Raw genomic sequence first — 12957 nt, forward strand, 5'->3', positions numbered from 1 at the left:
TCGCCGGCTGCGCGCCGGTTTCCAGGGGAAGCGCCGGGCAGGCCCCGCACGGCGCGAACCCTGGAGGCAGTTCGATGATCAAGCAGTTGCTGGCCGTCGCGGGAGTCGCGGCAGCGCTCCCGGCAGCGGCACAGGCCGCCGCCGCGCCCGTGCCCGCCGTCCCGTCCGCCCGCGCGGCGCAGGCCGCGCCCGTGAGCGCCTACCCGAGCCCCGGCGCGCGCACGGTCGAGGCCGGCGCCCAGCTGTCGCTGCGCGGCGTCGCGCCGGCCGCGGTCGGCCCGCTGGAGGTGACCGGCTCGCGCAGCGGCCGCCACGACGGCAGACTGGTCGCCCATCCCGACGGAGACGGCGCCAGCTTCGTGCCCGAGCGGCCGTTCACGGCGGGAGAGAGCGTCACGGTGCGCACGACGCTGAACGTGGCCGGCGCCCGCAACGGCGACTTCGGCTGGACGATCGCGACCCCCGGCCCGCCGCTGAGAGCGATGGCGATCCCGCCCGCGACGCTGAGCGGCAGCGGCGTCGCCCGCTTCCACTCGCGCCACGACCTCGTGCCGCCGCGCGTCGTCGTGAAGGCCGCCAGGGGCGCGCGCACCGCGCCCGGCAGCCTCTTCCTCGGCCTCTTCTCGGCGCCCTACCAGCACGGGCCCGGCCAGATCGGCCCGATGATCGTCGACGCCTCCGGCCGGATGGTCTGGTTCCACCCGCTCGGCGACGACCAGCTCGCGCTCGACGTGCGCGTGCAGCAGTACGCCGGCAGACCGGTCGTGACCTGGTGGCAGGGGGTCAACAACCTCGGCCTCGGCAGCGGCGTGGGGGAGATCTACGACAGCTCCTACAGAGCGGTCGCGACCGTCCACGCCGGCAACGGCCTCAGCGCCGACCTGCACGAGTTCCTGCTGACGCCGCGCGGCACCGCGCTGCTGGCGGCCGCGACGCCCGTCGTCTGGGACGCCTCCGCGGCCGGCGGCAGCAGACGCGCGGTCGTCTACGACGACGTCGTGCAGGAGGTCGACGTCAGCAGCGGTCTCGTCCTGTTCGAGTGGCACAGCCTCGACCACGTCGGCGTCGCCGAGTCGCACATCAGAGCGCCGCGCGTCGACGGCCACCTGTACGACTACTTCCACCTCAACTCGATCGGCGAGCTGCCCGGCGGCGACCTGCTGATCTCGGCCCGCAACACCTGGGGCGTCTACCGGGTCGCGCGGGCGAGCGGAGACGTCGACTGGCGCCTCGGCGGCACCCGCAGCAGCTTCAGGGCCGGCGCGGGCGCGAGCTTCTCCTGGCAGCACGACGCGCGCGCCACGGCCGACGGCACGATCACCGTCTTCGACGACGGCCCGACGCCCGGCGCCGGCAAGCAGTCGCGCGCGATCGGGCTGCGGCTCGACCTGCGCCGCAGAACGGTGCGGCTCGTGCACCAGTGGAGCCACGCGCCGACGCTGCTCGCCGGCACGCAGGGCAACGTGCAGACGCTGCCGGGCGGCGACGCGCTCGTCGGCTGGGGCAGCCAGCCGCACCTGACCGAGTTCGCGCCGCACGGCGCGCCGCTGCTGGAGGCGACCTATCCGAGAGGCGTCGAGTCCTACCGCGCCTACCGCTTCCCCTGGAGCGCGACGCCGGACTCGCAGCCCGACGTCGCCGCGTCCGCCGCGCCAGGCGGCCGCATGCGCGTCTACGCGAGCTGGAACGGCGCGACCGCCGTCGCCCGCTGGCAGCTGCTCGGCGGCACGTCGGAGGCGGACCTGAAGCCGCTCGCGACGGCGGGGGTGCGCTCGTTCGAGACGCTGCTGCAGGCGCCCGCGACGGCGGTCGTCGCGGTGCGCGCGCTGGCGGCCGACGGGACGGTCCTGGCGACCTCGCGATTGGCGGCCGTGCGACCTGCCTAGGATGAAGGCGACCGCCACCGGCCCGCCACCGAAGGAATCAAGAACCGATGAGCCAGAGCAGCACGTCCGTCGCGAACATCGGGGTCGTCGGCCTCGCGGTGATGGGGTCCAACCTCGCCCGCAACCTCGCCAGCCGCGAGGGCAACACGGTCGCCGTCTACAACCGCTCGCCGGAGCGCACGCGCACGCTGCTCGCCGACCATTCCGACGCCGGCTTCGTCGCCAGCGAGAGCATCGACGACTTCGTCGCCTCGCTGGCGAAGCCGCGCACGGCGATCGTGATGGTGCAGGCCGGCACGGGCACCGACGCGGTGATCGAGCAGCTCGCGGAGCGGTTCGAGCAGGGCGACATCATCGTCGACGGCGGCAACGCCAACTTCCACGACACGATCCGGCGCGAGCGGGAGCTGCGCGAGCGCGGGCTGAACTTCGTCGGCGCCGGCATCTCCGGCGGCGAGGAGGGCGCGCTGAAGGGGCCGTCGATCATGCCCGGCGGCTCGGCCGAGGCGTACGAGACGCTCGGCCCGATCCTCGCCTCGATCGCCGCCGTCGCCGAGGGCGAGCCGTGCGTCACGCACGTCGGCACCGACGGCGCCGGCCACTTCGTGAAGATGATCCACAACGGGATCGAGTACGCCGACATGCAGCTGATCGCGGAGTCGTACGACCTGCTGCGGCGGGTCGGCGGCCACGAGGTCGAGGCGCTGGCGGAGGTGTTCGCGACCTGGAACGAGGGCGACCTCGAGTCCTACCTGATCGAGATCACCGCCGAGGTGCTGCGCCAGCGCGACGCCGCCAGCGGCAGACCGCTCGTCGACGTGATCCTCGACGAGGCCGGCTCGAAGGGGACGGGCGTCTGGACGGTGCAGAACGCGGTCGGGCTCGGCGTGCCGGTCGGCGGGATCGCCGAGGCGGTCTTCGCGCGCGCGGTGTCGAGCAAGCCGGCGCAGCGCGAGGCCGTGCGCGCGACGCTGCAGGGGCGGCCCGCGCTGCAGGAGGCTGGCGACGGCTTTGAGGACGACGTGCGCGCCGCGCTCTACGCCTCGAAGGTCGTCGCCTACGCGCAGGGCTTCGACGCGATCATCGCCGGCGCGAGGGAGTACGACTGGCGGATCGACCTCGGCAGCATCGCGAAGATCTGGCGCGGCGGCTGCATCATCCGCGCCCGCTTCCTCAACCGCATCGTCGAGGCGTACGAGAGCAACCCGTCGCTGGAGACGCTGCTGGAGGACCCCTACTTCGCGGCCGCCGTGCGCGACGGCGAGGCGGCCTGGCGGCGCGTCGTCGCGAAGGCGGCGCTGTCGGGCATCCCGGTGCCCGGCTTCTCCTCCGCGCTCGCCTACTACGACTCGCTCGCCTCCGAGCGCCTGCCGGCCGCGCTCGTGCAGGCCCAGCGCGACTTCTTCGGCGCCCACACCTACAAGCGCGTCGACAGAGACGGCACCTTCCACACGCTCTGGTCCGGCGACCGCTCCGAGATCGAGACGGAGCCCTCGACGCACTGAGCCGCGGGCGCCCGCGGGGCGTGCGCTACGTTCGAGAGATGAAGAAGCGGATCGGGTTCCTCTCCTTCGGGCACTACCAGGCGGTGCCCGGATCGCAGACGCGCACGGCGGGCGACGCGCTCGTGCAGAGCATCGAGCTGGCGATCGCGGCGGAGGCGATCGGCATCGACGGCGCCTTCTTCCGCGTCCACCACTTCGCCCGCCAGCTGGCGGCGCCGTACCCGCTGCTGGCGGCGATCGGCGCGCGCACGAGCCGGATCGAGATCGGCACCGGCGTGATCGACATGAGATACGAGAACCCGCTGTACGCAGCGGAGGAGGCCGCCGCGGCGGACCTGATCGCCGGCGGCCGCCTGCAGCTCGGTGTCAGCCGCGGCTCGCCGGAGCCGGCGCTGAGAGGCGCGCGCGCCTTCGGCTACGTGCCGGCCGAGGGCGAGGACGACTCCGACCTCGCCCGCGCCCACACGGAGCTGTTCCGCGCCGCGATCGCCGGCGCCGGCGTCGTGCACGGCGACGACGGCCGCGGCAACCCCTCCGGCGTGCTCGCGATCCAGCCCCAGTCGCCCGGCCTCGCCGACCGCATCTGGTGGGGCGCCGGCACACGCGCGACGGGCAGATGGACCGCTGAGCAGGGCATGAACCTGATGTCCTCGACGCTCCTGACCGAGGACACCGGCGTCCCCTTCGACCAGCTCCAGGCCGAGCAGATCGCGCTCTTCCGCGAGGCGTGGGCGGCGGCCGGCCACGAGCGCACGCCGCGCGTCTCGGTCAGCCGCAGCGTGCTGCCGATCGTCAGCGACGAGGACCGCCGCTACTTCGGCGGCCGCGGCGGCGCGGGCGAGAACGAGGACCAGGTCGGCTACCTCGACGGCGGCGTCGCCCGCTTCGGCAAGAGCTACGTCGGCGAGCCCGACGTGCTCGCCGAGCAGCTCGCCCAGGACGTCGCGGTCGCCGAGGCCGACACGATCCTGCTGACCGTCCCCAACCAGCTCGGCGTCGAGTACAACGCCCGCCTGCTGGAGACGATCGCCCGCGAGATCGCCCCCGCGATCGGCTGGGAGCCGGCCGGCGAGACGGAGCCGAGCCCGGCCTGAGCGCCGCTCGGCGGCGCGCCGCCCCGCCGGCGCGCCCTCACAGGCGCGCCAGCAGGGCGCCGCCCCGCCGGCGCGCCCTCACAGGCGCGCCAGCAGGTCGAGCGGGAAGGGCGGCTGCGCCAGCGGCCGCACCGCCAGCCGCGTCAGCAGCAGCGGGTTGTCGTCGCCGGCGATGCGGTTGAGATCGAGCTCGCCGCAGCCGGAGCAGCGGTGGACGAGGACCCACTCGCCGTCACCGCGCACCGAGACGGCGATCGGCTCCATCGCCGCGCCGCAGTCGGCAGCGCGGTCGCCGGGCGTCGCGTCGTCGAGGTGACGGCTCCAGAGGCAGCTGGGGCAGTGGTTGCGATGGGCGGTGCCGGGCGCCTCGGCGGGGATGTCGAGGCCGCAGCGGCGGCAGCGGAACGGGCGTGGCACGCGGCGTGAGCCGCGCTGTCGCTGGTTGCGCGACAAGGGAGACCTCCGGATGAACGATGCGGACACGAGACGAGGTCGCGCGCATCGACGGCCCGCCGGCGAGGGCAGGGACCGACCGGCTCGGGAGATCGGCTACGCGATCTGGCGAGCGGGGAGCAGCGCGACGATGTCCGCAGCGGCAGTCATCAGGCTCGGACGGTAGCGGACCCGGTGCTCGAACGGCGACCGCCGAGCACCGGGCGCTCGGCTCATCTGCCTCTGCCGCTCACCTGCAGCGTGAAGATGACGTTGCCGCCGCTGTCCTTGAACTTCAGCTTCGCTCTGTAGTCACCGGCAGCCGTCGGGCTGAACTTCACGTCGACCGGTGCGGAGGAGTTGGCGTCGATTATGAAGCCGGACGAGACGGAGAAGACTCTGTCGCCCTCGACCTCTATCGACTCGATCGTCACGTCGTCGCCGGTGTTGTTGTAGAAGCGCGACGATCTCGTCGAGTCCGCTCTCGCCGTCGTGTCGGGATATCTGAGCGGGTTGGGGTCGGTTCTGTACTTCTCCGCGGCCGCCCAGAAGGCGATCGGCGCGTCGCTGTTGGAGACCGACCAGGCGCCGCTGACGGTCGCGGTCGTCGCGCCGAGGCAGCTGGTCGTGAGGTTGAGCGTCGCCGCTCTCGTCAGCGTGATCGACGCGGCCGGCGGCTGGCTGCGGTCGTTGAGCGCGCCGCCGTCGTTCCAGACGACGCCGCTGGAGAGCACGCTGGCCGTGTTGCTGATCGTGCAGAGGCCGCCGCCGAGCGTTGCGCTGATCGAGCCGGCGGGCAGCGTCAGCGAGGCGGCGCCGCTGCTCGGCGAGCTGCTGAGCGACGGCAGGCCGATCGACCAGCCGCCGGTGGCGGTGACCGTCGCGGAGCCGAGCGTCGAGCTGCAGCCGCTGAAGGAAGCGGACGAGACGGCGATCGAGGTGGCGCTCTCGCTCGCGGGCGTGGTGCCGGCGAGCGTCACGCCGGTGCAGTTGACCGTGGCGACCGGTGAGGTGATCGTCAGGGTGGTGGTACTCGAGGCGAGGAAGGCGGCGCTCGTCGGCGTTATCTGCGCGACGGCGGTGGAGGCGGCTGTCAGCGAGAGCGCGGTGAGCGCGAGCCCGAGCAGCGACCGTAGGACCCAGACAGGCACAGCTATCCCCCTTGTTGTAGGTGTGCTGCGCGAGCCTAACCGACCGGCGGCGCTACATTCGGATGTGTGACCTCCCCCCGTCAGGTGATCACCGAGCGGCTCGACCTGCGTCCGACCGCGGAAGCCGACACGGACGAGCTGTACCCGATCATGAGCGACCCCGAGGGCTGGTGGTTCGATCCGATCAACCGCCATGACGAGCCCGAGCGGACGCGCAGATTCGCCGCCCGCGCGGAAGAGCGCTGGGAGGAGGGGCTGAGCTACTGGACCGTGCGCGAGCGTGCGAGCGGGCGCGTGGTCGGGGTCGGCGGCGCGCAGCGTCACGCCAGCGGCTCGTGGAACCTCAGCTACCGGATCGCGACCGACGCGTGGGGCAGAGGCTATGCGACCGAGCTGGCGAGAGCGGGGATCGCGGCGGCGCGGGCAGCCGACCCGGACGTGCCGGTGATCGCCTGGGTTGTCGCCCACAACGAGCCGTCGCGGCGGGTCGCGCAGCGGCTCGGCCTGACCGACCGCGGGCCGCACCTGGACGAGAACGACGGCCAGATCCGGCTGGCCTACGCCGACAAGCCGATCGACGACTGGGTCGCGACCGCCGGCGCGTCGCGGCCGAGCGAGGCCGCGAGCCCGCCCGCTGCGTCCCAGACGCAGTCTCTGGGTCTGACAGACCCAGAGACTGCGCCCGAGGCAACGCGGAACTAGGACGCGGCCGGCACCTGCACGACGGCGATGTGGTTGCCGTCGGGGTCGCGCAGCATGAACAGCAGCGGCGCGCCCGGTATCGGCTGCGGCTCCGGGTCGAGGTCGATCCCGCCGATCGCGGTGAGGCGCTTGTGCTCGGCGATCACGTCGGTCGTCTCGATCCCGATCCCGCCGCCGCCGGGCGGGTTGCCCATCGGCGGGTTGAGCGCGAGCCGCGCGGTCGAGCCGGGCGGCGCGACCTCGACCCAGCGGTGGTCCAGCTCGGGCCCGAATCTGGCGTCGTTGCGCAGCTCGAAGCCGAGCTTCTCGGTGTAGAAGGCGATCGCCGCGTCCTGATCGGCGACGGAGAACATCGCGACGCCGATGTTCGTGACGGTGGTGGGGGCCTGCGTTGATTCGCTCATGCCCCCAAGACCGGCGGCCGCCGCGAAACTCATCGCGGCCGGCGGGAGAGCTGGCGCGCCCGTCTACGTGGATCTCCCGAATCCCGGCGCTTCGTCGCACCGCAGCCGCTACGGTGCCGCGCATGCGCACGATCGTCGGACTTCTCCTCGCGGCCGGTCTGGCTGCCGCAATCGCCCCGGCCGCGTCGCCGGCGGCCACGACCAAGGTCTGCCCGATACCGCCGGTGGCGAGATACCCGTACCCCGGCACGAACGGCACCTGGACGCTGTTCAGAGCGAAGGGCGTCACCTGCGCGACCTCGTACAGAGTCGCGACCGCGTTCCAGAAGTGCCGCCTGAAGAACGGCGTCTCGGGCCGCTGCGTCAAGAAGGTCGCCGACGGCTGGGCCTGCCGCGAGCAGCGCAACAGCGGCCCGACCTCGTTCGGTGCCGCGGTCACCTGCAGCAAAGGCAGAGCGACCGTCGGGCACAACTACATGCAGACGACCTCGGGCTGAGAACAGGTTCTAAGGCCAGCCGAGGTCGCGCAGCAGCGACACCGCCGCCGCGAGATGGTCACGCGGCGGCGTCCGCGGCTGCAGCGTGACGAGCCGCCGGGCGGCGCCGATCGCGCCCATGAAGCTGCCGGCGAGCAGCTCCGCGCGCTGGGCGTCGGCGCCGCGCGCGGCGAGGAAGTCGACGACGGCGGCGTGGTGGTCGGCGACGAGCGCCTCGTCGCGGCGGCGCAGCTCCGGCTCGCGCTCCAGCAGCGCCAGCAGCTCGCCGCGCTCCTCGGCCGGCTCGTCGTCGTGCTGCTCCAGTCTCAGCAGGCCGAGCAGCGCGTCGACGAGCGCGTCGAGCGTCGGCCGGTCGGCCGGCTGCTCGCCGAGCAGGCGGCGGAAGCGGCCGAGCTCCTCCGCGTGGCGGTGGAAGACGAGGTCCTCCTTGCGCGGGAAGTGGCGGAAGACGGTCCGCGGCGCGACGCCGGCCTCGGCGGCGACCTGCTCGACCGAGGTCGCGGCGTAGCCCTGCCGCAGGAACAGCCGGCGGGCGGCGGCGACGATCTCGGCGCGGGCCCGTGCGCGGTTGCGCTCGCGGAGGGTCGGCCGTGTCGCGGTCACGGGCAGAGGGTAGTTGCTGGCCAGGTCCCTAAGATGTCAGTCACTGCCAGTTCGACAGTCGGAGTCACCTAACCGCCATGCGTCTGCTGCTGCTCTCCACCGGCCGCCGCTCGAAGCTGCTCGTCGCGCTCGTCGGGATCCTCTTCGCGGCCGGGCTCGCCTCCCAGTCGGGCAAGCTCGAGCAGGTCCAGAAGAGCGACACCGCCGACTTCCTGCCCGGCGGCGCCGAGTCGGTCGCGGCGCTGGAGGCGGCGCGGCAGTTCCCCTCCGGTGACGTCTCGCCCGCGGTCGTCGTGGCCGCGCGCGACGGCGGGCTGACGGGGGCGGACAGAGCGGCTTTGTCGCGGGGGCGCGCTGCCGCCGCCGATGGCTCGCTGCCGCTGGCCGTCGACAGGCTGCCGCCGGTCACGTTCGCGCGCGACGGCGCCGCCGCGCTGCTGCCGGTGCCGCTTCGGGCTGGCGACGGCGACGCGGTCGCCGAAGCGGTGAAGGAACTGCGCGCCGCGCTGACGGACGCGCCGCCGGGGCTGGAGACCGCGGTCACCGGCCCGGCCGGCTTCACAACCGACCTGAAGGACGTCTTCGCCGGCGCCGACACGCGCCTGCTCGCGGTCACCGGCGGGCTCGTGCTGGTGCTGCTGATCCTGATCTACCGCTCGCCGATCTTCTGGCTCGTGCCGTTCTTCACGGTGCTGCTGACGGAGGGCGCCAGCCGCGGCATGGCGGCGCTGCTGGGCGAGGCCGGGCTGACGATCAACGGCCAGAACGCCGGCATCCTGTCGGTGCTCGTCTTCGGCGCCGCGACCGACTACGCGCTGCTGCTCGTCGCCCGCTACCGCGAGGAGCTGCGGCGAGAGGAGGACGCGGGCCGCGCGATGGCTGCGGCGCTGCGCGGCGCCGCCCCGGCGATCCTCGCCAGCGGCGGGACGGTGATCGCCGGCCTGCTGACGCTGGTGCTGGCCGACGTCGACTCGACCGCCTCGATCGGCCCGCTCGGCGCGGTCGGCGTCGCGCTCGCGCTGCTGCTGAGCCTGACGGTGCTGCCCGCGACGCTCGTGCTGGTCGGCCGCCGCGCCTTCTGGCCGTACGTGCCGCGGGTCGTCGCCGCGTCCGCGCCTGGCGCCGCGACGCCGCGCGACCCCGCCGACGACCCGCGCGAGCACCGCATCTGGCACGCGCTCGGCCGCCGCATCGAGGCGCATCCGCGGCGGCTGTGGCTCGGCGCGACCGCGATCCTGGCCGTGCTCGCGCTCGGCCTGACCGGGATCGACACCTCGCTGACGCAGGAGCAGCAGCTGCGCGGCAACCCGGAGGCGGTCACGGGGCAGGCGCTGCTGGCCGAGCACTTCCCGGCGGGCAGCTCGGCGCCGGCGAGCGTGATCGTGCCGCCGGGCGGCGACGTCGAGGCGGTGCGGGCGGCGGTGGAGCGCAGCGACGCGGCGGCCGGGATCCAGCGCACGGAGGAGGGGAGACCGGGCACCCAGCTGAGCGTCGTCTTGGCCTCCGATCCCTTCTCGGAGCGGGCTGTCGCGGCGATCCCGCGGCTGCGCGCGGCGGTCCACGCGGTCGCGCCGGAGGCGCTGATCGGCGGCCAGACGGCACAGTCGTACGACCTGCGCCAGGCGGCCGAGCGCGACAACCTCGCGATCCCGCCGCTGACGCTGCTGGTCGTGCTGCTGATCCTGATCGCGCTGCTGCGCGCGGTCGTCGCGCCGCTGCTGCTATTGGCCGCGACGGCGCTGTCGGCGGCGGCCGCGCTGGGGGCGGGGGTGGTGATCTTCGGCCACGTGCTCGACCTGCCGGCGGTCGACCCGGCGCTGCCGCTGCTGGCGTTCGTCTTCCTCGTCGCGCTCGGGATCGACTACACGATCTTCCTGATGGCGCGGGCGCGCGAGGAGGCCGCGCGGCGCGGCACGCGCCGGGGCGTGCTCGCCGCGCTGGCGGTGACCGGCGGCGTGATCACGAGCGCGGGCGTCGTCCTCGCCGGCACCTTCTCCGCGCTCGCGGTACTGCCGCTGGTGCTGCTGACGGAGCTGGGCACGGTGGTGGCGTTCGGCGTTCTGCTCGACACCCTGCTGGTGCGCTCGGTGCTGGTGCCGGCACTCGTGCACGACGTCGGCGAGCGCGTCTGGTGGCCGTCGCGGCCGGCGCGCGACGACGGCGACGTGCGCTGACGCCCGGCGGCCCCGCGCAGATGCTCCGCGCCCCGCGCAGACGCCCCGCGCCCCGCGCCCCGCGCTGACGCCCGCCTACTCCACGACGACGTAGACCTTGCGCAGGCGCTCGTGGACGGTCCAGGTCGTTCTGTCGCCGGCGCGCAGCTCGACGGCGTCGCCGGGGCCGGCCTCGACGACGCGGCCGTCGGCGAACGCGATCGTCGCGCGGCCGCTGATCACGACGAACAGCTCGTCGGCCTCGACGTCGGTCGAGACGCCCTCGCCGATCTCCCAGACGCCCGCGCTGACGGCGCCGGCCGGCGCCCGCCACAGCTCGCGCGCGGCGACGGTCGGATCGCCGGAGACGACCTGCTCGGCCGGCAGCGGCGCGTGCTCCAGCTCGACGTCGGCGACGTGGACGGCGAACGGGGGAGTGGCGGTCATCGGCGATTCCTTCTCGTTGCGGTGGCGGGAGAGGGGATGATGCCGCTCGCGGCGGCTGCGACGACCGTCTCCAGCTCCGCCTGCACGAGCAGCCGGCCGTCGAGCCCCATGTCGCCGACGACGCCGGCCAGCTCCAGCGTCACGATCCCGTGCAGCCGCGTCCAGGTGAGGACCCCGAGCAGCAGCAGCGCCGGCGCCGCCGTCTCGTCCTCGCCGCGCGCACCGGCCCAGCGGCGGAGCTGCCCCGCGAGCTTCGGCGACGGCACGCCCGCGCCCGCGCCCGCCCCGCCGGCCCCGCCCGCGCCCGCCCCGCCCGCGCCCCTCGCGCGGGCGTCGGCCGCCCCCTTCGCGACCCGCCCGAGCAGCTCCAGCAGCGTTCCCATCGCCGGCTGGATCGCGGAGATCGCCTCCCCTGGCTCGGCGTATCCGGGCGGGCGGACGCTGAACAGCAGGCCGTAGCGGTACGGGTTCGCAAGCGCCCACGCCCGGTAGGCGTCCGCCACCTGCGCCAACCGCCGCGCGGGCGCGCGGCGCGGGCCGATCGCGGCGGCGCTGCGGACGACCTCCGCCAGCTCGCCGTAGCCGTCGGTCACGAGCGCGCCGAGCAGCTCCTCGCGGGCGGCGAAATAGCGGTAGATCGCCGGACCGGACATCCCCATCGCCTTTGCGATCGCGTTGAGCGACAGCGCACCGGCGCCACCCTCGGCGACCTGCGCCAGCGCGTGCTGCTTGATCTCGTCGAGGGTCTGGGCGCGCAGACGCTCACGGCGGCTGAGCGGCTCGATCGCATCGCTTCCGGTCGGCATTCGAACATCGTAACACCATGTTGCGTTGTGCTAGTCGTGCTAGAAATGTTATAGGTTCTAACTCAAGTGAAGAGTCGATACCAAGGGATGTGGATCATGCGTACGCTTCAGATTGAACTGCCCGCGATCGGTGCGCCGGAGACGCTGCGCGCGGTGCGGCGGGAGCTGCCCGAGCCGGGTGCCGGCGAGGCGCTCGTGCGCGTCGAGGCGACCGGCGTCTCGTTCGCCGAACAGCAGATGCGGCGGGGCAAGTACTACGACCAGCCGGCCTTCCCGTTCGTCCCCGGCTACGACCTCGTCGGCGTGATCGAGCGGCTCGGCGGAGGCTCGGAGGCGGCGGGCGCGGGCAGCGGCGCGGCGGGCGCGGGCAGCGGCGCGGCGGGCGCGGACGGCGGTGCGGCTGGCGCGGGCGACGGCCTGCGCCCCGGCATGCGCGTCGCGGCGCTGACGAGAACCGGTGCCTGGGCGGAGCGGGTCGTGCTCGACCGCGCCGACCTCGTGCCGCTGCCGGACGGCCTCGACGCGGTCGCCGCGGAGACCGCGATCGTCAACGGCGTCACCGCCCAGCGGATGCTCCACCGCAGCGCGAAGGTCAGCGCGGGGGAGACGATCGTCGTGCTCGGCGCGGCGGGCGGGGTCGGTTCGCTGCTGGTCCAGCTCGCCCGCGCGGCCGGCGTGCGCGTGATCGGCGTCGCCGGCGGCAGACAGCAGCAGGGGGTCGCCGCGCTGGGTGCGATCGCGGTCGACTACCGCGCCGAGGACGTGCCGGCACGCGTGCGCGAGCTGGCGCCCGACGGCGTCGCGGCCGTCTTCGACCACGTCGGCGGCGCCGGCATCGAGGCGTCGTGGCGGATGCTCGCGCGCGGCGGGACGCTCGTCTCCTATGGCACCGCCGCGACCAAGGACGAGCCCGGCAACCCGCGGCTGCCGGTGCTGAAGCTGCTCGGCCGCCTGACGCTCTGGAACCTGCTGCCAAACGGTCGCAGGGCGCTCTTCTTCAACCTCTGGGCCGGCCGCAGGCTGCGCCCCGCGCGCTACCGCGCAGAGCTGAGAGAAGACCTCACGCGTCTGTTCGCGCTGCTGGCCGACGGCGAGCTGAGAGCGCAGGTCGCCGGCCGCTTCCCGCTCGCCGACGCCGCCGCCGCGCTCCGCTTCGCCGAGCAGGGCGGCAACACCGGCAAGGTGGTGCTGCTCGCCGGCGCATGAGCCCCGCCGGCCGCCGCCTCCCGCGCCCGCCGCCGCCCGCGCCCGCCGCCCGCGCCCGCCGTCGCCCGCCC

Annotated in this window: 13 protein-coding genes; 7 read left to right on the forward strand and 6 right to left on the reverse strand. The window is 74.3% G+C overall.

All coding sequences use genetic code 11. The features are described from left to right. Nucleotides 1-74 precede the first annotated feature (74 nt). From Q7L73_RS24860 to Q7L73_RS24870, 3 genes are read left to right on the forward strand one after another with little or no spacing between them, the layout of a single operon-like run. Nucleotides 75-1886, forward strand: coding sequence for an arylsulfotransferase family protein (locus Q7L73_RS24860; RefSeq protein WP_304695236.1), 1812 nt, complete (start codon nucleotides 75-77; stop codon nucleotides 1884-1886). A gap of 47 nt (nucleotides 1887-1933) precedes the next feature. Next, the gene (gene gndA, locus Q7L73_RS24865; protein ID WP_304695238.1) at nucleotides 1934-3391 is read left to right on the forward strand and encodes an NADP-dependent phosphogluconate dehydrogenase; all 1458 of its coding nucleotides are present in this window, start codon (nucleotides 1934-1936) and stop codon (nucleotides 3389-3391) included. Between the two features lie 38 nt (nucleotides 3392-3429). Next, on the forward strand, nucleotides 3430-4485 hold the full coding sequence (locus Q7L73_RS24870; RefSeq protein ID WP_304695240.1) for an LLM class flavin-dependent oxidoreductase: 1056 nt from the start codon (nucleotides 3430-3432) through the stop codon (nucleotides 4483-4485). Nucleotides 4486-4563: 78 nt separating this feature from the next. On the opposite strand, the gene Q7L73_RS24875 is transcribed toward Q7L73_RS24870, so the two are convergent. Continuing rightward, nucleotides 4564-4938 (reverse strand): RNHCP domain-containing protein, encoded by a 375-nt coding sequence (locus Q7L73_RS24875; RefSeq protein ID WP_370552461.1) that lies wholly within the window; start codon nucleotides 4936-4938, stop codon nucleotides 4564-4566. 212 nt (nucleotides 4939-5150) lie between these two features. Beyond that, a complete protein-coding gene (locus tag Q7L73_RS24880; protein ID WP_304695244.1) occupies nucleotides 5151-6068 on the reverse strand; it encodes a hypothetical protein in 918 nt (305 codons plus the stop codon). Nucleotides 6069-6134: 66 nt separating this feature from the next. On the opposite strand from Q7L73_RS24880, the gene Q7L73_RS24885 reads away from it, so the two are divergent. Then, on the forward strand, nucleotides 6135-6770 hold the full coding sequence (locus Q7L73_RS24885) for a GNAT family N-acetyltransferase (RefSeq protein ID WP_304695246.1): 636 nt from the start codon (nucleotides 6135-6137) through the stop codon (nucleotides 6768-6770). Here the strand turns inward: Q7L73_RS24885 and Q7L73_RS24890 are convergent. Further along, a complete protein-coding gene (locus tag Q7L73_RS24890; RefSeq protein WP_304695248.1) occupies nucleotides 6767-7174 on the reverse strand; it encodes a VOC family protein in 408 nt (135 codons plus the stop codon). The genes Q7L73_RS24885 and Q7L73_RS24890 overlap by 4 nt on opposite strands. 122 nt (nucleotides 7175-7296) lie before the next feature. Here Q7L73_RS24890 and Q7L73_RS24895 point away from each other — a divergent pair, with 122 nt between their 5' ends. Further along, entirely contained in the window at nucleotides 7297-7671 is a 375-nt protein-coding gene (locus tag Q7L73_RS24895) for a hypothetical protein (RefSeq protein WP_304695250.1), read from the forward strand. A gap of 9 nt (nucleotides 7672-7680) precedes the next feature. Here Q7L73_RS24895 and Q7L73_RS24900 read toward each other — a convergent pair whose 3' ends face one another. Next, nucleotides 7681-8274, reverse strand: coding sequence for a TetR/AcrR family transcriptional regulator (locus tag Q7L73_RS24900; RefSeq protein WP_304695252.1), 594 nt, complete (start codon nucleotides 8272-8274; stop codon nucleotides 7681-7683). Nucleotides 8275-8351: 77 nt separating this feature from the next. On the opposite strand from Q7L73_RS24900, the gene Q7L73_RS24905 reads away from it, so the two are divergent. After that, nucleotides 8352-10448 carry an MMPL family transporter gene (locus tag Q7L73_RS24905; protein ID WP_304695254.1) on the forward strand — a complete coding sequence of 699 codons (2097 nt, stop codon included), beginning with the start codon at nucleotides 8352-8354 and terminating at the stop codon, nucleotides 10446-10448. A gap of 75 nt (nucleotides 10449-10523) precedes the next feature. On the opposite strand, the gene Q7L73_RS24910 is transcribed toward Q7L73_RS24905, so the two are convergent. Then, a complete protein-coding gene (locus Q7L73_RS24910; RefSeq protein WP_304695255.1) occupies nucleotides 10524-10874 on the reverse strand; it encodes a cupin domain-containing protein in 351 nt (116 codons plus the stop codon). Beyond that, nucleotides 10871-11680, reverse strand: coding sequence for a TetR/AcrR family transcriptional regulator (locus Q7L73_RS24915; RefSeq protein WP_304695257.1), 810 nt, complete (start codon nucleotides 11678-11680; stop codon nucleotides 10871-10873). The genes Q7L73_RS24910 and Q7L73_RS24915 overlap by 4 nt, the downstream gene beginning before the upstream one ends. A gap of 96 nt (nucleotides 11681-11776) precedes the next feature. Between Q7L73_RS24915 and Q7L73_RS24920 the strand changes: the two genes are divergently transcribed. After that, entirely contained in the window at nucleotides 11777-12886 is a 1110-nt protein-coding gene (locus Q7L73_RS24920; protein WP_304695259.1) for a medium chain dehydrogenase/reductase family protein, read from the forward strand. Nucleotides 12887-12957: the final 71 nt, after the last annotated feature.

The organism is Conexibacter sp. CPCC 205762, from assembly GCF_030646155.1.
In the GTDB taxonomy this organism is placed as follows: Bacteria; Actinomycetota; Thermoleophilia; order Solirubrobacterales; family Solirubrobacteraceae; genus Conexibacter.